This window comes from Stutzerimonas tarimensis, assembly GCF_042648805.1.
Classification (GTDB): Bacteria; Pseudomonadota; Gammaproteobacteria; order Pseudomonadales; family Pseudomonadaceae; genus Azomonas; species Azomonas tarimensis.
Map to the genome: position 1 here is coordinate 82,582 of NZ_JBHRXZ010000002.1, position 18,763 is coordinate 101,344.

Consider the following 18,763-nt stretch of genomic DNA (forward strand, 5'->3'; position numbering starts at 1 on the left):
TACCCCGACTTCAAAGTCGACCGAGATCGTTGACCAGCGCAAGCAACATCACCCCGATCACGAGGCTGATGCCAATATGCACTCCCCAACCTTGCACCCGCTCCGACAAGGGACGGCCGCGAACCCACTCGATCAGATAGAAGAGCAGATGCCCTCCATCCAGGACCGGAATCGGCAGGAGATTGAGCACTCCCAGACTAATGCTCAGATAGGCAAGAAAGTTCAGGAAGTCTCCCAAACCCGACTGGGCAGAAGCGCCCGCCACTTTAGCAATCGTGATCGGGCCGCTCAAGTTTTTTACCGAGAGGTCCCCGAACAGCATTTTCTTCAGCGAATCCAGGGTCAGCAGGCTCATCGACCAGGTACGACGCAGCCCTTCCCCCACCGCCGCGATCGGACCGAAACTGACGTCCCTGAGCATCTCCGCCGGCCATTCGCCGCCGGTAACGCCGGCGCCGAGATACCCGCGCCGCGCCTCCCCTTCGCCACGCGATGCCAGCGTCAGCTCGAGGGACTGACGCAAGCCGTCACGTTCGATCCAGAGCTCGATCGGCTGCCCGGGCAGATCACGGACTCGCTCGACCACCTGCTGCCAGTCCTCGACAGACTCTCCCGCCACAGTCTCCAGGCGGTCGCCGACTTGCAGGCCGGCCGCCGCCGCCGGCCCTTGGGCATCAAGTTGATTGATCACCGGCTCCACCCGCGGTCGCCACGGCTGGATACCCAGCGAACCGATGGGGTCGGGGTCCTCGGCGCCACGCAGCCAGCTGTCGAGCCTAACCTGCAAGGTCCGCTCGCTGGTGCCGCCCTGATCGCGGACAAGCAGCTCCAGATTGCCACTCTCTCCCAGCCGGCGTACCAGTTGCAGGTTGACGCTGTTCCAGCCGGAGGTCACGGTCCCGTCGATCGCCAGGATTTCATGCCCGGCCATCAGCCCCGCTTGCTCAGCCAGGCTCCCTGGGGCCACCGCACCCACCATGGGGCGTACCTGCTGCGTTCCGAGGACCGCCAGCAACCAGAAGAACAGCAGTGCGAGCAAGAAATTGGCTAGCGGGCCCGCCGAAACGATGGCGAAACGCTGACCCACGGTCTTGCGATTGAAGGCGCCCTCCAGCTCCTCGGGCGCAACGTCGCCCTCACGCTCATCGAGCATCTTCACGTACCCGCCAAGCGGAATCGCAGCGATGACGAACTCGGTACCCTGCCGGTCGTGCCAGCGCACCAGCGGCGTGCCGAACCCCACGGAGAAGCGCAGCACCTTGACCCCGCAGCGCCGGGCGACCCAGAAGTGACCGTATTCGTGAAAGGTGACCAGTATCCCCAAGGCGATGAGGGTACCGATGATCATGTATAAAGCGCCCATCTGACTCTCCCGGACCGGCAGGGTGGTTCGCCGGCCCTGCGACCAAAATCAATGCCTGTAAAGGATTCGAACACGCTGAAAGGCCAGCACCAGCGCCCCAGGGCCAGGCGTGGACTCAGCGCTGGCGCTCGAGCACCCACCGACTCGCCAGGCCTCGCGCCCTGGCATCTGCCGCGAGGATATCATCCAGGCAGGTCGCGGGCATCGTCGCCTCGCGCTCGAGCACTTCGGATATGACACTGGCGATGTCGGTGAAGCGGATGCGGCCATCCAGGAAAGCCGCCACGGCCACTTCATTGGCCGCATTGAGCATGGCGGGCGCCGTACCACAGCTCTGCGCCGCCTCGCGAGCCAGGCGCAGACAGGGGAAACGCACGGCGTCCGGCTCCTCGAAATCCAGGCGCCCGATCCTCATCAGGTCGAGCGGACTGACCCCCGAGTCGATCCGCTCGGGCCAGGCCAGGGCGTGGGCGATGGGGGTGCGCATATCGGGATTGCCCAACTGAGCCAGCACCGAGCCGTCCACATAGTCGACCATCGAATGAATGACGCTCTGCGGATGGATCACCACCTCGACCTGATCGGGCCGGGCGTCGAACAGCCAGCAGGCCTCGATCAGCTCCAGCCCCTTGTTCATCATGCCGGCAGAATCCACCGAGATCTTGCGCCCCATGGACCAGTTCGGATGAGCGCAGGCTTGGTCAGGGGTGACAGCGGCCAGCTGGTCGACAGGCAACTGGCGAAAGGGCCCACCGGAGGCGGTGAGCAGGATGCGCCTGACGCCGAGACTCTCCGGCTTGGCTCGATCACCCCGGGGCAGGCATTGGAAAATGGCATTGTGCTCGCTGTCGATGGGCAGCAGCAGCGCCTGACTGTCAGCCAGGGTACGCATGAACAGCGCCCCCGACATCACCAGGGCCTCCTTGTTCGCCAGCAAAACCCGCTTGCCAGCCTGCACCGCAGCCAGCGTGGGCCTGAGACCAGCCGCCCCCACGATGGCGGCCATCACCACATCGACATCGGGATGACCGGCCACGGCGCACAACCCCTGCTCGCCGGCAAGCACTTCGGTAGCCAGACCGGCCTCGCTGAGCTCGCGCTGCAAGGCCGCTGCTGCGCTGTCGTCTGCGACCACCGCGAAACGCGGCTTGTGCTGCAGGCACAACTGCCTCAACTCCGGCATCCGACTGAAACCGGTCAGCGCGAACAGGCTGTAGCGCTGAGGATGCCGGGCAACCACATCGAGCGTGCTGAGACCGATCGAACCGGTAGCCCCCAGCACGGTGACCTGAAGGGTACGACTCATCACACTCCCCAACCTGCCAGCCATAGCAACAGGACGAACACCGGCACCGCGGCGGTCAGGCTGTCGATACGATCGAGCACCCCGCCATGTCCCGGCAGCAGCTGACTGCTGTCCTTGATGCCGGCGTTACGCTTGAACATGCTTTCGCTCAGATCGCCGACGACCGATATCAGCACCACCAGGGCCGCCGCCAACAAGGCCAGCAGGAGCTCGGCAAATGGCCAGCCGCGCGACAGCGCCGTCACCAGCGTCACCAGCAGCGCAGCGGCAAGCCCACCGTAGACACCTTCCCAGCTCTTGCCAGGACTGACCTTGGGCGCCAGTTTCTTCTTGCCGAAACGCCGACCCGAAAAGTACGCGCCGATGTCAGCCGTCCAGACCAGCACCATCACCGAGAGAATCAACCAGTTCCCCATTGGCCAGCTCTTGAGTACCAGCAGCGCCTGCCAGGCTGGCAACAGGATCAGTAGACCGATCAGCAAGCTACCGCGCGACCCACCCCAGAAGCGGGTGCTATCGGGATAGGTCAATACCAGGAAAGTGGCCGCTATCCACCAGAGCACACCAAGGGCGACCACGGGCATCGCCAGCGCGGGCACTTGATAGAGCGCCAGCAACGCCAGCGCGACAGCACCTGCGTAGCCGATCCGCCAGGAGGGCTGCTCACGGCCTGCCAGCCGCGCCCATTCCCAGGCGCCGAGGGTAACCACTGCCCCGATGAAAAGCGCAAAGGCCGCACCCTCGAGCCAGAAGAAGCCGAGGATGGCTATCGGCAGGAGAATCAACGCGGTGATGATCCGCTGCTTCAGCATTCGATCCGCGCCTCCGTCGTTGCCTCCGCCTGGATCTGCTCGTCGGTCTTGCCGAAGCGCCGCTTGCGTATGGAGAACTCGTCGAGCGCCTTGCGCATGGCTTCGTGCTTGAAGTCGGGCCAGTACAGCTCGGTGAAATAGAGCTCTGCATAAGCCATCTGCCAGAGCAGGAAGTTGCTGATGCGCTGTTCGCCACCGGTGCGAATGCACAGATCGGGCGCAGGCTGGTCGCCTGTGGACAGATAGCTCTGGAACAGCGCGGGCGTGATTTCGTCGGGATTCATGCGCCCCTCTTTTGCCTGCTCGGCAAGCTTTCGCGCCGCCTGCAGCACGTCCCACTGCCCACCATAGTTGGCGGCAACCTGCAGGACGAAGCGCTGACCACCGGCCGTCACCTCTTCGGCATGTCGAATGGCGGCCTGCAGCTCGGGATGAAATCGGGAGCAATCACCAATGACCCGAAGCCGAATGCCGTTCTCCTTGAGCTTCTTCACTTCGCGACGCAGCGCGATGAGAAACAGCTCCATCAATGCACCGACCTCTTCAGCCGGCCGCTGCCAGTTTTCACTGGAGAACGCAAAAAGCGTCAGGACCTCGACCTTGGCCTGCATGCAGGTTTCGATCACCGCGCGAACCGCGTCGACGCCTGCCTTGTGTCCGGCAATGCCCGGCAATAGCCGGCGTTTTGCCCAGCGGTTGTTGCCATCCATGATGATCGCAACGTGGCGGGGGACCTTCCGCCCTGCAATCTGCCTGACCTTTTCCATGACATGACTCTACTTGCGCCAGCAGCGCTTCGAATGATGGGGGAGAAACCGCCGATCGCGGCTTCCTACGCGCCAGCCCCGCGACGGGACTGGCAAGACAGGGCGAGACACGGCGCAGCCGTCTCCCGCCGCTTGAGCGAGTGGCCGGCCCCGGCGCAGGCCGTCGTGCAGAGGGGTAAGCGACAATCCTTCACACCGCCATCAGGTCGGATTCTTTCTTCTCCAGCACCTTGTCGATCTCACCGACGAACTTGTCGGTGATCTTCTGGACCTCATCCTGGGCCCGGCGCTCTTCGTCCTCGCTGATTTCCTTTTCCTTGACCAGATCCTTGAACTGGGTCAGGGCGTCACGCCGGATGTTGCGGACGGCGACCTTGGCCTGCTCGGCCTCGTTGCGTGCCTGGCGGGTATAGCCCTTGCGGGTCTCTTCGGTCAGCGCCGGCATCGGCACCCGGATGGTGGTCCCGGCCGTCGCGGGATTCAGGCCCAGATCGGAAGTCATGATGGCCTTCTCGACGGCCTGGATCATGCCTTTGTCAAACACCGTCAGCGCCAGGGTGCGGGCATCTTCCACGGTGATGTTGGCGACCTGGCGCAACGGCGTGTCGCTACCGTAGTAGGACACCATCACGCCTTCCAGGATGCTCGGATGAGCACGGCCCGTGCGGATCTTGCTGAGGGCGCTGGCGAGCGCATCCACAGTCTTCTGCATGCGCTCCTGCGCATCTTTCTTGATCTCGTTGATCATGCGTACGACTCCTCGATCAGTGTTCCTTCAGCGCCACCCAGAACGATGTTCAATAGGGCGCCCGGCTTGTTCATGTTGAACACGCGCAGGGGCATGTTGTGATCCCTGCACAAGCAGATCGCCGTCAGGTCCATCACGCCAAGCTTGCGGTCAAGCACCTCGTCATAGGTCAGGCGTTCGAATTTCTCGGCATTGGGATCCTTGAACGGATCGGCGGTATAGACCCCATCCACCTTGGTCGCCTTGAGCACCACATCGGCGTTGATCTCGATTGCCCGCAGGCAAGCGGCCGAGTCGGTGGTGAAAAAGGGATTTCCGGTGCCGGCGGAGAAGATCACCACTTCACCGGAATTCAGATGACGCATGGCCTTGCGACGATCGTAGTGATCGGTCACGCCCACCATGGAAATGGCCGACATGACCAGCGCCGGGATGTTCGAGCGCTCCAGCGCGTCGCGCATCGCCAGACCGTTCATCACGGTCGCCAGCATGCCCATGTGGTCGCCCGTGACTCGATCCATCCCGGACGCCGACAGGGCGGCACCGCGGAACAGGTTGCCACCACCGATCACCAGGCCGACCTGCACACCGATACCGACGAGCTGCCCGACCTCCAGCGCCATGCGGTCAAGGATCTTGGGGTCGATGCCAAAGTTTTCAGAGCCCATGAGGGCCTCGCCGCTCAATTTGAGCAAAATACGTTTGTAGCGAGGTTTGCGGCCACTCACCTGCTGAGCCATCGACTTATCTCCCTGGGGCATATCTGTGTAGGGCTTTCGAAGCTGATCTGCGCTTCGACAACGTACCGCTGCCATTGTGCGGAACGCCGCCCGAATTTTGTGATACAAGTCACGGTTTTACGCAAAAAAGGCCGCCCGCATCAGTGGGCAGCCTTTTCTTCACATCGAGACAGCAACGCTGCCTTACTGCTTGGTAGCGGCAACCTGGGCGGCTACCTCGGCAGCGAAGTCCACTTCGGCCTTCTCGATACCCTCGCCCACTTCGTAACGTACGAAGGAGACGATCTTGGCACCGGCCTTTTTCGCCAAGTCACCGACCTTGACTTCGGGATCCTTGACGAACGGCTGCTCGACCAGGCTGGCTTCGGCGAGGAACTTGTTGATACGGCCCTTGACCATGTTCTCGACGATATTCTCCGGCTTGCCGGCGATCTTCTCGGCGTTCAGCTGCAGGAAGATGTCCTTTTCCTTGGCAACTGCCTCCTCGGAAACCTCCGACGGATCGAGGAATTGCGGGCTGCTGGCAGCCACGTGCATCGCAATGTCCCTGGCCAGTTCGGTGTCACCACCTTCCAGCACCACCAGAACACCAATGCGATGGCCGTGCAGGTAGGCACCGACCACGCCGCCTTCGACGCGGGTCAGGCGGCGGATGTTGACGTTTTCACCGGTCTTGGAGACCAGCGCCAGACGGGCTTCTTCCTGGGACTCGACCAGCGGCGCGGCGTCGGTCAGGTTGTCGGCGAATGCCTTGTCCAGGCTGTCGGCGACGAACTTCTTGAAGTCGTCCTGCAGGGCGAGGAAGTCGGTCTGCGAGTTGACCTCGATGATCACAGCGGCCTTGTTGTCGTCTGCGACCTTGACAGCAATGGCGCCTTCGGCGGCGATGTTGCCGGCTTTCTTGGCGGCCTTGATGGCACCAGCGGCGCGCATGTCGTCGATAGCCTTCTCGATGTCGCCTTCGGCCGCGGTCAGCGCCTTCTTGCAATCCATCATGCCGAGGCCGGTACGCTCACGCAGTTCTTTGACCAGGGCTGCAGTAATTTCTGCCATGTTCGGATCCTCTCGATTCGGTATAACCAGTCCCGCCGCAGCGGGGGATCAATTCGCACGTGACAAAAAGGGGGCCAAGCCCCCTTTTTGTCTATCGGGTCACTCGGGAAGTGCTTCCCGATCAGCCTTCAGCGGCCTCGGAAGCGCTCTCTTCCATGTACTCGTCGGCAGCACCGGTGCCCTGACGGCCACGCAGCACGGAGTCGGCGACAGCGCCGAGGTACAACTGGACGGCACGGATGGCGTCGTCGTTACCCGGGATGATGTAGTCCACACCTTCCGGACTGCTGTTGGTATCGACGATGCCGATGACCGGGATACCGAGTTTGTTGGCTTCGGAGATGGCGATGCGCTCGTGGTCGACGTCGATCACGAACATGGCATCAGGCAGACCGCCCATGTCCTTGATGCCGCCCAGGCTGCGCTCGAGCTTCTCGAGGTCGCGGCTGCGCATCAGCGCTTCTTTCTTGGTCAGCTTGTCGAAGGTACCGTCCTGGGACTGCACTTCGAGATCGCGCAGACGCTTGATCGAGGCACGAATGGTCTTGTAGTTGGTCAGCATGCCGCCGAGCCAGCGGTGGTCGACGTAAGGCATGCCGCAGCGGGCAGCCTCTTCACGGACCAGCTTGCCAGCCGAGCGCTTGGTGCCGACGAACAGGATCTTGTTCTTTCCGGAAGCCAGCTTCTCAACGAAGGACAGCGCCTCGTTGAACATCGGCAGGGTCTTTTCCAGGTTGATGATGTGGATCTTGTTGCGCGCGCCGAAGATGTATTTGTCCATCTTCGGGTTCCAGTAACGGGTCTGGTGGCCGAAGTGCACACCGGCCTTCAGCATATCGCGCATGGTGACTTGAGACATGAGAGTTCCTCTGGAGTCGGGTTAGGCCTCCACGCATCCTCGCTATCCAACCCTATCGAAGGGCACCCAGGACAGTGTGTCGATGCGTGTGTGGGTTCAGGCGCAACGGGGGTCACCCGTCGAGCGGCGCGTTTTATAGCACAGATGCGCGACACAAGCTACTGGCCCAGGGGCCGGCAGGACCACCGACCAGCCGCCCTCGCCTGCAATGGCGCGGCCTTTCGTTTATCATTCCCCACTTCATATTGTTTTGTCTTACGCCTGCCAAGAGGTTTTGCATGTCGGTCACCATCAAGACGCCTGAAGACATCGAGAAAATGCGCGTGGCAGGCCGTCTGGCCGCCGAAGTGCTGGAGATGCTCGAGGAGCATGTCAGGCCCGGCGTGACCACCGACGAGCTCGACCGCCTGTGCCATGACCATATCGTCAATGTGCAGAAAGCCATTCCCGCCCCGCTCAACTACAAGGGATTTCCCAAGTCGATCTGCACATCGATCAACCACGTCGTGTGCCATGGGATACCCAACGACAAGCCATTGAAAGAAGGCGATATCGTCAACATCGACATCACCGTCATCAAGGACGGCTACCACGGCGATACCAGCAAGATGTTCTTTGTCGGCAAGGTGCCGGAGTGGGCCGAACGCCTGTGCAAGGTCACCCAGGAGTGCCTCTATAAAGGCATCGAGGTGGTCCGCCCGGGCGCCCGCCTCGGCGATATCGGCGAGATCATCCAGAAGCACGCCGAGAAGAACGGTTTCTCGGTGGTTCGCGAATACTGCGGCCACGGTATCGGCAAGGTGTTCCATGAGGAGCCACAGGTCCTGCATTACGGCCGCGCCGGCACCGGCCTGGAACTCAAGGAAGGCATGGTCTTCACCATCGAACCGATGATCAACCAGGGCCGCGCCGAGACGCGCCTGCTCGGCGACGGCTGGACCGCCATCACCAAGGACCGCAAGCTGTCGGCCCAGTACGAGCACACCCTGGTGGTGACCGCCAGCGGCTACGAGATTTTCACTCTGCGTTCAGACGACGGCATCGCCCGGACGTCGGCCTGACCAGCGCCCGAGCGGAGGAAATCGCATGAGCCACGTCGATCCTGAACTCTTCGATCCGGGTCAATTCCAGGCAGAGCTGTCCCTGAAGACCAGCCCCATCCCGGCATTCAAGAAAGCCATCCGGCGAGCCCGGGAAGTTCTCGATCAGCGCTTTGCCGAGGATCGCGACATCCGTCAGCTGATTCTCGCCCGAGCCTGGTTCGTCGATCAGATCCTTATCCATGCCTGGTCGCGCTTCGATTGGAACAAGCCGGGCGACATCGCCCTGATCGCCGTGGGTGGGTACGGGCGCGGCGAACTGCATCCCTATTCCGACATCGACCTGCTCATCCTGCTCAGCGAGGACAGCCGGGAGATCTATCGCAGCCCGATCGAAAGCTTCCTCACACTGCTGTGGGACATCGGCCTGGAGGTCGGTCAGAGCGTGCGCTCGGTCGCCGAATGCGCCGAAGAGGCCCGTGCCGACCTCACCGTCATCACCAACCTCATGGAAAGCCGTACCATCGCCGGACCGGAGCGCCTGCGCGCGGCCATGGTGGAGGTGACCAGCCCGGCCCACATGTGGCCCAGTCGCGACTTCTTCCTGGCCAAGCATCGTGAGCAGAAGCAGCGGCACGCGAAGTACAACGATACCGAGTACAACCTCGAGCCCAACGTCAAGGGCTCGCCCGGTGGCCTGCGCGACATCCAGACCATTCTCTGGTTCGCCCGCCGGCAATTCGGCACCTCGGAGTTGAGCGCCATGGTCGGCCACGGGTTTTTGTCCGAGAGCGAGTGCAACATGCTCAGCGCCTGCCAGGATTTTCTCTGGAAGGTTCGCTATGCACTGCACATGCTCGCCGGCCGCTCCGAGGACCGACTGCTGTTCGATCACCAGCGGCGGATAGCCGGGCTGCTCGGCTTCACCAACAGCGATGCCAAGCTCGCCGTGGAGCGCTTCATGCAGCGCTACTACCGTGTGGTGATGGTGGTCGCCGAGCTGAACGACCTGCTGCGCCAGCACTTCGAGGAAGTGATTCTTTCTTCCAACCACGACGCGCCGGCCGAACGCATCAACAGTCGATTCCAGGTGCGCGACGGCTACCTCGAAGTGACCCATGACAAGGTCTTCGCCCGCACGCCCTTCGCCATCCTGGAGATCTTCGTGCTGCTGGCCCAGCAGCCCGGCATCAAGGGTGTACGCGCAAGCACCATTCGCCTGCTGCGCGACCACAGGCACCTGATCGATGACGACTTCCGCATGGATATCCGCAACACCAGCCTGTTCATCGAGCTGTTCAAGTCCAAGGAAGGCATCCACCGTAATCTGCGTCGAATGAACCGCTACGCCATACTTGGCCGCTACCTGCCGGAGTTCGGCCATATCGTCGGGCAGATGCAGCACGACCTGTTCCACATCTTCACGGTCGATGCGCACACGCTGAATCTGATCAAGCACCTGCGCAAGCTGCGCTGGCCCGAGCTGGCCGAGCGCTACCCGCTGGCCAGCAAGCTGATGGACAAGCTGCCCAAGCCGGAGCTCATCTACATCGCCGGGCTCTATCACGACATCGGCAAGGGACGTGGCGGCGATCACTCCGAGCTCGGAGCGATCGACGCAGAGCGTTTCTGCGAACGGCACAAGCTGCCGAAATGGGACAGCCAACTGGTGACCTGGCTGGTCCGCAACCACCTGGCCATGTCCACTACCGCCCAGCGCAAGGACCTCTCCGACCCGCAGGTGATCAACGATTTCGCGCAGCTGGTCGGCGACGAAACCCACCTCGACTATCTGTACGTGCTGACCGTGGCAGACATCAACGCCACCAATCCGACGCTGTGGAATTCCTGGCGGGCCAGTCTGCTGCGTCAGCTCTACACCGAGACCAAACGCGCCCTCAAACGCGGCCTGGAAAACCCGCTCGACCGCGAAGAGCAGATCCGCCAGACCCAGCTTGCCGCCATCGACCAGTTGGTGCGCAGCGGGACCGATCCGGACGACGCCGAACAGCTCTGGTCGCAGCTGGGCGATGACTATTTCCTGCGCCACAACGCCGGAGACGTCGCCTGGCATACCGAAGCCATCATCGACCACCCGCACGACGGCGGCCCGTTGGTACTGATGAAGGAGACGACCCAGCGCGAATACGAGGGCGGCACGCAGATCTTCATCTATGCCACGGACCAGCACGACTTCTTCGCGGTGACCGTCGCGGTGATGGCCCAGTTGAATCTGAGCATCATGGATGCGCGGATCATCACCTCCAGCAGCCAGTTCACCCTGGACACCTACGTGGTCCTCGAAGCCGATGGCAGCCCCATCGGCAACAATCCCGAGCGCATCGAAGAGATCCGCCGGGGCCTGATCGAGGTGCTGCGCAATCCTGAGGACTACCACGCGGTGATCCAGCGCCGAGTGCCCAGGCAGCTCAAGCACTTCGCTTTTCCGCCACAGGTGACCATCCTCAACGACGCCCAGCGACCCCAGACCATCATCGAGATCACCGCACCCGACCGGCCTGGCCTGCTGGCGCGGGTCGGACAGCTGTTCAAGGATTTCGACCTCTCGGTGCAGAATGCCAAGATCGCCACCCTTGGCGAGCGGGTCGAGGACGTGTTCTTCGTCACCGACGCAAACAATCAGCCGCTCTCGGACTGGAAACTCTGCACGCACCTGCAGCAGGCTTTGGTCGACCAGCTGTCCCAGGAAAACGAAGTTCAGCCATCGCCCAGCACCCTGAACATATGACCTATCACCCAGCCCCTGCGCCGCGCCGGATCGCCCGATGAACCACGACCTGAACCACCTGCACCCCTATCCATTCGAGAAGCTCCGCGCGCTGCTGGGCGGCGTCCAGCCGCCCCCCGACAAGCGTGCCATCGCCTTGTCGATCGGCGAGCCCAAGCATCGCTCGCCCGCCTTCGTCGCCCAGGCACTGGTGGACAACCTGGACCAGCTGGCGGTCTACCCCACCACCCTGGGTCTGCCAGCGTTACGCGAAAGCATCGCCGCCTGGTGCGAACGCCGTTTCGGCCTGGCCACCGGCGCCCTCGACCCGGCCCACCAGGTCCTGCCGGTGAACGGCACGCGCGAGGCGCTGTTCGCCTTTACCCAGGCAGTCGTCAACCGCGAGCCAGACGCCCTGGTGGTCAGCCCCAACCCCTTCTACCAGATCTATGAAGGCGCGGCGCTGCTGGCTGGCGCGACACCCCATTACCTGCCATGCCTCGAAGCCAACGGTTTCAATCCCGACTTCGATAGCGTGCCGGCCGAGATCTGGCAGCGCTGCCAGATTCTCTTTCTCTGCTCCCCAGGCAACCCAACTGGCGCGCTGGTGCCACTGGAAACCCTGAAAAAATTCATTGCCCTGGCCGACAGATACGATTTCGTGATCGCCGCCGACGAGTGCTACAGCGAGCTGTACTTTGACGAGGAAAATCCACCTGCGGGACTGCTGACCGCGTGCGCCGAACTCGGCCGCCAGGATTTCAGCCGCTGCGTGGTGTTCCACAGCCTGTCCAAGCGCTCCAATCTCCCAGGGCTACGCTCGGGCTTTGTGGCAGGAGATGCCAAGGTGCTCGAGGGATTTTTGCTCTACCGCACCTATCACGGCTGCGCCATGCCGGTGCAGACCCAGCTTGCCAGCATCGCCGCCTGGAACGACGAGGCGCATGTGCGCACCAACCGTGACCTATATCGAGAGAAATTCGATGCGGCGCTGGACATCCTGGCGCCGGTACTGGACGTACAGCGGCCCGATGGCGGTTTCTATCTCTGGGCGAAGACCCCCATCGACGACTGCGCCTTCGCCCGCCGACTGTTCGCCTGCCAGCACGTGACCGTGGTTCCAGGCTCCTACCTCTCGCGTGAGGTGGACGGTGTAAACCCCGGGGCGAACCGGGTTCGCATGGCGCTGGTCGCGCCGCTGGCAGAATGTATCGAGGCCACCGAGCGGATTCGTGAGTTCTGCGCCATCCTGTAACCGATTGGTCAGCCAAATGAAAGCCGGGGCGTGGCATAATCCTGCCCCTTTTTTCGACTGCAGGATGCTGTCATGACCGCCCAGCCGCTTCGCCTCTACGGCATCAAGGCTTGCGACACCATGAAGAAAGCCCGCCTCTGGCTCGAAGAGCACGGCCTGGCCTTCGACTTCCACGACTACAAGAGCGCCGGCATAGACCGCGCGCATCTTCAGGCCTGGTGCGACGAGCACGGCTGGGAAAAGGTGCTCAACCGTGCCGGCACCACCTTTCGCAAGCTGGACGACGAGCGCAAACGCGAACTCGATCAGGACAAGGCCATCGAGCTGATGCTCGCCCAGCCTTCGATGATCAAACGCCCGGTACTGGATCTGGGCGATCGCACCCTGATCGGTTTCAAGCCCGATCTTTACGCCAACGAATTGAAAACCGCCTGAGCGCTCTACCGCGCGATCAGGCAGATGAGACAACAAGGAAACGACATGCCCACCACTCTCTTCAGCCTGGCCTTCGGGGTCGGGACCCAGAACCGCCAGAACGACTGGCTTGAAGTGTTCTATGCCCAGCCACTGATCCGCCCCGCTGGCGAGCTCTGCGATGCAGTCGCCAAGTGCATCGGCTACAGCGGCGGCAACCAGGCGATTGCCATCACCACCAATCAGGCGGCTGAACTGGCCGAGCGACTGAAGTCGCTCGATCCGGTACAGAGCGCATTGCTGACCCGCCTGGCCGAAAGCCACCGGCCACTGGTCGCCACTCTCCTGGCCGAAGACGCCCAGCTGAGCTCGACGCCCGAGGCCTACCTCAAGCTGCACCTGCTGTCGCACCGCCTGGTCAAGCCGCACGGCTTGAACCTGGCCGGCATCTTCCCGCTGCTGCCAAACGTCGCCTGGACCAACCAGGGCGCCATCGACCTGACCGAGCTGCCGGCTCGCCAGCTCGAGGCACGCCTGAAAGGCACCCCGCTCGAAGTCACTTCGGTGGACAAGTTCCCGAAGATGACCGACTACGTGGTCCCCGCCGGAGTTCGCATTGCCGACTGCGCGCGGATTCGCCTGGGCGCCTACGTCGGCGAAGGCACCACGGTCATGCATGAAGGTTTCATCAACTTCAATGGCGGTACTGAAGGTCCCGGCATGATCGAGGGTCGGGTCTCGGCCGGCGTGTTCGTCGGCAAGGGTTCGGATCTGGGCGGCGGCTGCTCGACCATGGGCACCCTTTCCGGCGGCGGCAACATCATCATCTCGGTCGGTGAAGGCTGCCTGATCGGCGCCAATGCCGGTATCGGCATCCCGCTGGGCGACCGCAACACTGTCGAAGCCGGGCTCTATCTGACCGCAGGCACCAAGGTCAACCTGCTCGACGAAGGAAACCAGCTGGTGCAAGTGGTGAAGGCGCGTGACCTCGCTGGTCAGGCCGACCTGCTGTTCCGCCGCAACTCCCAGACCGGCGCTGTCGAATGCAAGACGCACAAGACCGCCATCGAGCTGAACGAGGCGCTGCACGCGCATAACTGAGGAATAGCCGCAAGCGGCAAGCTGCCAGAGGACCTCCCTTTCCCTCGCGACTTGAAACTTGTAGCTTGAAGCTTATGTTGCTCTCCCCCTGGCGCACCGACTTCCCTGCCCTTGCGGTCCTCGAGGCCCAAGGGCAGACCTACCTGGACAGCGCCGCCACGGCACAGAAGCCGCAGGCGCTGATCGATGCGCTGTGCGGCTACTACGTCAGTGGTGCCGCCAACGTCCATCGCGCCCAGCACCTGACGGCGGAGCGCGCCACACGGGCCTTCGAAGGGACCCGCGAGCGCCTTGCAACCTGGCTTGGCGCCGCAGCCCCTGACGAAATCATCCTTACCCGCGGCGCAACCGAAGCGCTGAACCTGCTTGCCTACGGGCTCGAACACCTGATCGAGCGTGACGACGAACTGGTGGTCAGCGCCCTGGAGCACCATGCCAACCTGCTGCCCTGGCAGCAGCTCGCGCTGCGCCGTGGCGCCAGGCTGGTGGTGCTGCCGCTGGACACCTCGGGCTGCATCGACCTGTCAGCAGCCGCCCGGCTCATCGGCCCACGCACCCGGGTACTGGCGGTAAGCCAGTTGTCCAACGTGCTGGGCACCTGGCAGCCCCTCGACAGGCTGCTTCCGCTGGCCAGCGCCCAAGGCGCGCTGACAGTTGTCGACGGTGCCCAGGGTGTGGTGCACGGCCGTTCCGATCTCGCCGCCCTCGCCTGTGATTTCTACGTGCTCTCCAGCCACAAGCTTTACGGGCCGGAAGGGGTGGGCGTGCTTTATGGCCGCCGGAGCGCGCTGGCCAGGCTACGCCACTGGCAGTTCGGAGGAGAGATGGTCCGTGAGGCGGATTTCCAGACCGCCGTGTTTCATCCCGCCCCCCTGGGGTTCGAGGCCGGTACGCCCCCCATCGCCGGTGTGATCGCGCTGGGCGCTACCCTCGACTATCTGCAGACCATGGACAGATCCGCCATGCTGTCCCATGAGCAGGCGCTGCACCGCCGGCTCCTGCAGGAGCTGAGCGCACGCGAAGGGGTCCGCTTGCTGGGCACTCCGCAAGCGGCACTGGCCAGCTTTACGGTGGAGGGCGTGCACCACGCCGACCTCGCGCACCTTCTGGTGGAGCAAGGCATCGCCGTGCGCAGCGGCACGCATTGCGCCATGCCGCTGTTCAGGCAGTTGGGTACCGCCGGAGCGATCCGCCTGTCGCTTGGACTGTACAACGACGGCAATGACCTTGACCGCGCGTTCGACGCGCTGGACCGCGCCCTGGAGATCCTCCTGTGAACGCGCTCCCCGCCGCCGCGCAGCGAACCCGGGAGGCCTTTGCCCAGGCCGGGGGATGGGAGCAGCGTGCGCGTCTGCTGATGCGCTGGGGCGAGAAGCTGGAGCCGCTGGCGGACGCCGAGCGCAGCGATACCAATCGCGTGCATGGCTGTGAAAGCCTGGTGTGGCTGGTGGGTGAACTGCACGACGGCATCTGGACGTTTCGTGCCGCTAGCGAGGCGCGCCTTCTGCGGGGATTGCTGGCGGTGCTGCTGGAGCGGGTCAACGGGCTTGCCAGTGCTGAGCTGGCACGGGTCGATATGGCAGACTGGTTCGAGTCATTGGGCTTGTCTCGCCAGCTGTCCCCGTCTCGCAGCAACGGCCTCAACGCGGTCCTGAAACGCATGCGCGAGCTGGCCGCCTCGCCGGACTAGCCTGTCATGCCTCGGCATCCTGATGGTTCGGCCGCTGTCGCTCCGATGGCCTCCGGGTTCCTGCCACCAGCCTGTCGACCGCCCGTGCCGCAGCGACCAGGCCAAAGCTGGCGGTGATCATGGTGGCCGCACCGAACCCGCTGGCGCAATCGAGCTTGACGCCCTCCCCCACGAAGCCACGATCCTGGCACACGCTGCCGTCCGGTCTCGGATAGCGCAGCTGTTCGGTGGAATAGACGCAGGGCACGCTGTAATAGCGGCCTGGGGTACGCGAAAAGTTGTAGTCGCGCCGCAACAGCGAGCGCACCTTGGCCGCCAGCGGATCGTTGAAGGTCTTGTTCAGGTCGGCCACGCTGATCCGCGTCGGGTCGATCTGCCCTCCGGCCGCTCCGGTGGTGATGATGCCGATCTTGCGCCGCTTGCACCAGCTGATCAGCGCCGCCTTGGCCGCCACGCTGTCGATGCAGTCGACGACGAAGTCCAGGTCTTCATGGATATGGTCGGCCATGCTTTCGCGGGTGACGAAATCAGCGACCGCATGCACCCGGCAGCCTGGATTGATCAGCCGCACGCGCTCGGCGATGACCTCCACCTTGGCCCGGCCAATGGTGCCGTCCAGGGCATGCAACTGGCGATTGACGTTGCTGACGCACACGTCGTCCAGATCGAACAGCGACAACTCGCCGACCCCGCTGCGGGCAAGGGCCTCGGCCGCCCAGGAGCCCACCCCGCCGAGACCAACCACCGCCACATGTGCCGCCGCCAGGCGCTCTGCACCCTCTCGACCGTATAGCCGTGCTATGCCGCCGAAGCGCTGCTCGTCGTATGCCATTTCGCTCCCCTTCACCGAGGCGCCATTATAAGCTCGTGGAGCGCCGACCGGCACCGCGGCCGGCCTGCTAGAATGCGCCTTTTTTCGCCCGTCGCGGAGTCTGTATGCCCACCCTTTCCCCCACCCTCGAACTCGCCTGCCAGCTGATCGAACGCCCATCGGTCACGCCGCTGGACGAGGGTTGTCAGGCGTTGATGATCGAGCGCCTGACGGCCTGCGGCTTCGCCGTTGAGCGCATGCGCATCGAAGAGGTGGAGAATTTCTGGGCGATCCGGGGCGTTCAGGGCCCGGTACTCTGCTTTGCCGGGCATACCGATGTAGTGCCCACCGGACCGCAGGATGCCTGGACACAGCCGCCTTTCGCCGCCCGCATCGATGAACAGGGCATGCTTCTCGGTCGCGGCGCAGCAGACATGAAGGGCAGTCTTGCCGCGATGGTGGTTGCCGTGGAGCGCTTCGTCGCCCGCCACCCCGATCACCGTGGGCAAATCGCCTTTCTCATCACCAGCGACGAGGAAGGTCCTGCCGAGCATGGCACCAAAGCGGTGGTCGAACGACTGCGTGACCGCAGCCAGCGCCTCGACTGGTGCATCGTCGGCGAGCCGTCGAGCACCGCCCGGGTCGGCGATGTGGTGAAGAACGGCCGGCGCGGGTCGCTGGGCGGCGTCCTGACAGTACGCGGCAAGCAAGGCCATGTGGCCTATCCGCATTTAGCGCGCAACCCCATTCACCTTGCCGCTCCAGCCCTGGCGGAACTGGCCGCCGAGCACTGGGATAACGGCAACGCCTTCTTTCCACCGACGAGCTTCCAGATCTCCAACCTCAACGCCGGCACGGGTGCGACCAACGTCACCCCCGGCGCCCTCACAGCGGTTTTCAACTTTCGTTTCTCTACCGAATCCACGGTCGAGCAGCTCAAACAGCGCACCCAGGCGATTCTCGATAAACATGCCCTCGACTGTTCCATCGACTGGGCGCTCTCCGGCCTGCCCTTCCTGACCGAACCTGGCGAGCTGCTCGACGCGGTGGCCGCCAGTATTCACAAGGCTACCGGCCGCGAAACGACCCCCTCCACCAGCGGCGGCACCTCAGATGGGCGCTTCATCGCCACCCTTGGCACTCAGGTGGTCGAACTGGGACCGGTAAACGCGACCATTCATCAGGTCGACGAGCGCATCCTGGCTAGCGATCTGGACCTGCTTGCCGACATCTACGAGAACACCCTGGAGCGGCTCCTGGCATGCTGATCTGCCCGCTCTGCCAGGGGCTGCTGGAAGCGTTCGACGGGGGCGTGGCCTGCCCGGCCAACCACCGTTTCGACAGGGCGCGCCAGGGCTACCTCAACCTGCTGCCGGTGCAGCACAAGAACAGCCGCGCCCCGGGTGACAACCAGCAGATGGTACAGGCCCGCCAGCGCTTTCTCGAAGCCAGCCACTACGAACCTCTTGCCACGCGCCTCGCCACCATCGCCGCGTGCCAGAAACCTACACGCTGGCTCGACATCGGATGTGGCGAAGGCTACTACACGGCGCGCCTGACCGCGGCGCTGAACGGTGCCGACGGCTATGCCCTGGACATCTCCCGAGACGCCATCAAACACGCCTGTCGACGTGACCCCAGGGTCAGTTGGCTGGTCGCCAGCATGGCGCGGGTTCCGCTCGCCAGCGCCAGCTGCGATCTGCTAGCCAGCGTGTTCAGCCCGCTGGACTGGTCAGAAGCACGGCGGCTGCTCTCCCCTGGCGGCGGCCTGCTGCGAATGGGACCGACCCGCGACCACCTGCGCGAACTCCGGGCGCTGCTTTATGACGAGGTCCGCGAATACGACGATGAGAAACATCTGGCGCAGATCCCGATCGGCATGCAGCTGGCGCAGAGCGAAACCCTCAGCTATGAGCTGCAACTGGACGACCCCGGTAGCCGCGCGGACCTGCTGGCGATGACCCCCCATGGCTGGCGGGCCACCGCCGAGCGCCGCGCCCGGGTGATCGACACAGCGCTGAGGGTACGTGTTGCGATACGCTATGACTGGATCGTCCGCGACGAAACGCCTTGAAC

General features: G+C 63.5%; 18 protein-coding genes. 9 read left to right on the top strand and 9 right to left on the bottom strand.

The annotated features are described in order from the left end of the window. Positions 1–10: 10 nt before the first annotated feature. From rseP to rpsB, 8 genes are all read right to left on the bottom strand, one after another. Positions 11–1,363: an RIP metalloprotease RseP gene (rseP, locus tag ACFOMF_RS01285; RefSeq protein ID WP_386360443.1), complete on the bottom strand. Its 1,353-nt coding sequence runs from the start codon at positions 1,361–1,363 to the stop codon at positions 11–13. Positions 1,364–1,478: 115 nt separating this feature from the next. Then, entirely contained in the window at positions 1,479–2,669 is a 1,191-nt protein-coding gene (ispC, locus tag ACFOMF_RS01290; protein ID WP_386360444.1) for a 1-deoxy-D-xylulose-5-phosphate reductoisomerase, read from the bottom strand. Further along, the gene (locus ACFOMF_RS01295) at positions 2,669–3,481 is read right to left on the bottom strand and encodes a phosphatidate cytidylyltransferase (protein ID WP_386360446.1); all 813 of its coding nucleotides are present in this window, start codon (positions 3,479–3,481) and stop codon (positions 2,669–2,671) included. Before ACFOMF_RS01295 ends, ispC begins: the two co-directional genes overlap by 1 nt. After that, positions 3,475–4,248, bottom strand: a complete 774-nt coding sequence (gene uppS, locus ACFOMF_RS01300) for a polyprenyl diphosphate synthase (RefSeq protein ID WP_386360448.1) — start codon at positions 4,246–4,248, stop codon at positions 3,475–3,477. The genes ACFOMF_RS01295 and uppS overlap by 7 nt, the downstream gene beginning before the upstream one ends. Positions 4,249–4,438: 190 nt before the next feature. Further along, on the bottom strand, positions 4,439–4,996 hold the full coding sequence (gene frr, locus ACFOMF_RS01305; protein WP_386360450.1) for a ribosome recycling factor: 558 nt from the start codon (positions 4,994–4,996) through the stop codon (positions 4,439–4,441). Further along, positions 4,993–5,736, bottom strand: a complete 744-nt coding sequence (gene pyrH / locus ACFOMF_RS01310; RefSeq protein WP_386360452.1) for a UMP kinase — start codon at positions 5,734–5,736, stop codon at positions 4,993–4,995. The genes frr and pyrH overlap by 4 nt, the downstream gene beginning before the upstream one ends. Positions 5,737–5,919: 183 nt before the next feature. Further along, positions 5,920–6,789, bottom strand: coding sequence for a translation elongation factor Ts (tsf, locus tag ACFOMF_RS01315; RefSeq protein ID WP_386360454.1), 870 nt, complete (start codon positions 6,787–6,789; stop codon positions 5,920–5,922). A 121-nt stretch (positions 6,790–6,910) separates the two neighbouring features. Next, positions 6,911–7,648 (bottom strand): 30S ribosomal protein S2, encoded by a 738-nt coding sequence (rpsB, locus tag ACFOMF_RS01320; RefSeq protein WP_386360455.1) that lies wholly within the window; start codon positions 7,646–7,648, stop codon positions 6,911–6,913. Positions 7,649–7,926: 278 nt separating this feature from the next. On the opposite strand from rpsB, the gene map reads away from it, so the two are divergent. From map to ACFOMF_RS01355, 7 genes are all read left to right on the top strand, one after another. After that, positions 7,927–8,709 carry a type I methionyl aminopeptidase gene (gene map / locus ACFOMF_RS01325; RefSeq protein ID WP_386360457.1) on the top strand — a complete coding sequence of 261 codons (783 nt, stop codon included), beginning with the start codon at positions 7,927–7,929 and terminating at the stop codon, positions 8,707–8,709. Between the two features lie 25 nt (positions 8,710–8,734). Next, positions 8,735–11,437 (top strand): [protein-PII] uridylyltransferase, encoded by a 2,703-nt coding sequence (locus ACFOMF_RS01330; protein ID WP_386360459.1) that lies wholly within the window; start codon positions 8,735–8,737, stop codon positions 11,435–11,437. Between the two features lie 37 nt (positions 11,438–11,474). After that, positions 11,475–12,671 carry a succinyldiaminopimelate transaminase gene (gene dapC / locus ACFOMF_RS01335; protein WP_386360461.1) on the top strand — a complete coding sequence of 399 codons (1,197 nt, stop codon included), beginning with the start codon at positions 11,475–11,477 and terminating at the stop codon, positions 12,669–12,671. Between the two features lie 72 nt (positions 12,672–12,743). Next, entirely contained in the window at positions 12,744–13,106 is a 363-nt protein-coding gene (locus tag ACFOMF_RS01340) for an ArsC family reductase (protein WP_386360462.1), read from the top strand. Between the two features lie 45 nt (positions 13,107–13,151). After that, entirely contained in the window at positions 13,152–14,186 is a 1,035-nt protein-coding gene (dapD, locus tag ACFOMF_RS01345) for a 2,3,4,5-tetrahydropyridine-2,6-dicarboxylate N-succinyltransferase (RefSeq protein WP_386360464.1), read from the top strand. Between the two features lie 74 nt (positions 14,187–14,260). Continuing rightward, positions 14,261–15,463: an aminotransferase class V-fold PLP-dependent enzyme gene (locus ACFOMF_RS01350; RefSeq protein ID WP_386360659.1), complete on the top strand. Its 1,203-nt coding sequence runs from the start codon at positions 14,261–14,263 to the stop codon at positions 15,461–15,463. Then, complete coding sequence (locus ACFOMF_RS01355) at positions 15,460–15,876, top strand: SufE family protein (RefSeq protein ID WP_386360466.1); 417 nt, start codon at positions 15,460–15,462, stop codon at positions 15,874–15,876. The genes ACFOMF_RS01350 and ACFOMF_RS01355 overlap by 4 nt, the downstream gene beginning before the upstream one ends. 4 nt (positions 15,877–15,880) lie before the next feature. Here the strand turns inward: ACFOMF_RS01355 and tcdA are convergent, their stop codons facing one another. Beyond that, the gene (gene tcdA / locus ACFOMF_RS01360) at positions 15,881–16,708 is read right to left on the bottom strand and encodes a tRNA cyclic N6-threonylcarbamoyladenosine(37) synthase TcdA (protein ID WP_386360468.1); all 828 of its coding nucleotides are present in this window, start codon (positions 16,706–16,708) and stop codon (positions 15,881–15,883) included. 104 nt (positions 16,709–16,812) lie between these two features. Here tcdA and dapE point away from each other — a divergent pair, with 104 nt between their 5' ends. Continuing rightward, positions 16,813–17,955 carry a succinyl-diaminopimelate desuccinylase gene (gene dapE / locus ACFOMF_RS01365; RefSeq protein ID WP_386360470.1) on the top strand — a complete coding sequence of 381 codons (1,143 nt, stop codon included), beginning with the start codon at positions 16,813–16,815 and terminating at the stop codon, positions 17,953–17,955. Continuing rightward, positions 17,949–18,761 carry a putative RNA methyltransferase gene (locus ACFOMF_RS01370; protein WP_386360472.1) on the top strand — a complete coding sequence of 271 codons (813 nt, stop codon included), beginning with the start codon at positions 17,949–17,951 and terminating at the stop codon, positions 18,759–18,761. The genes dapE and ACFOMF_RS01370 overlap by 7 nt, the downstream gene beginning before the upstream one ends. Positions 18,762–18,763: the final 2 nt, after the last annotated feature.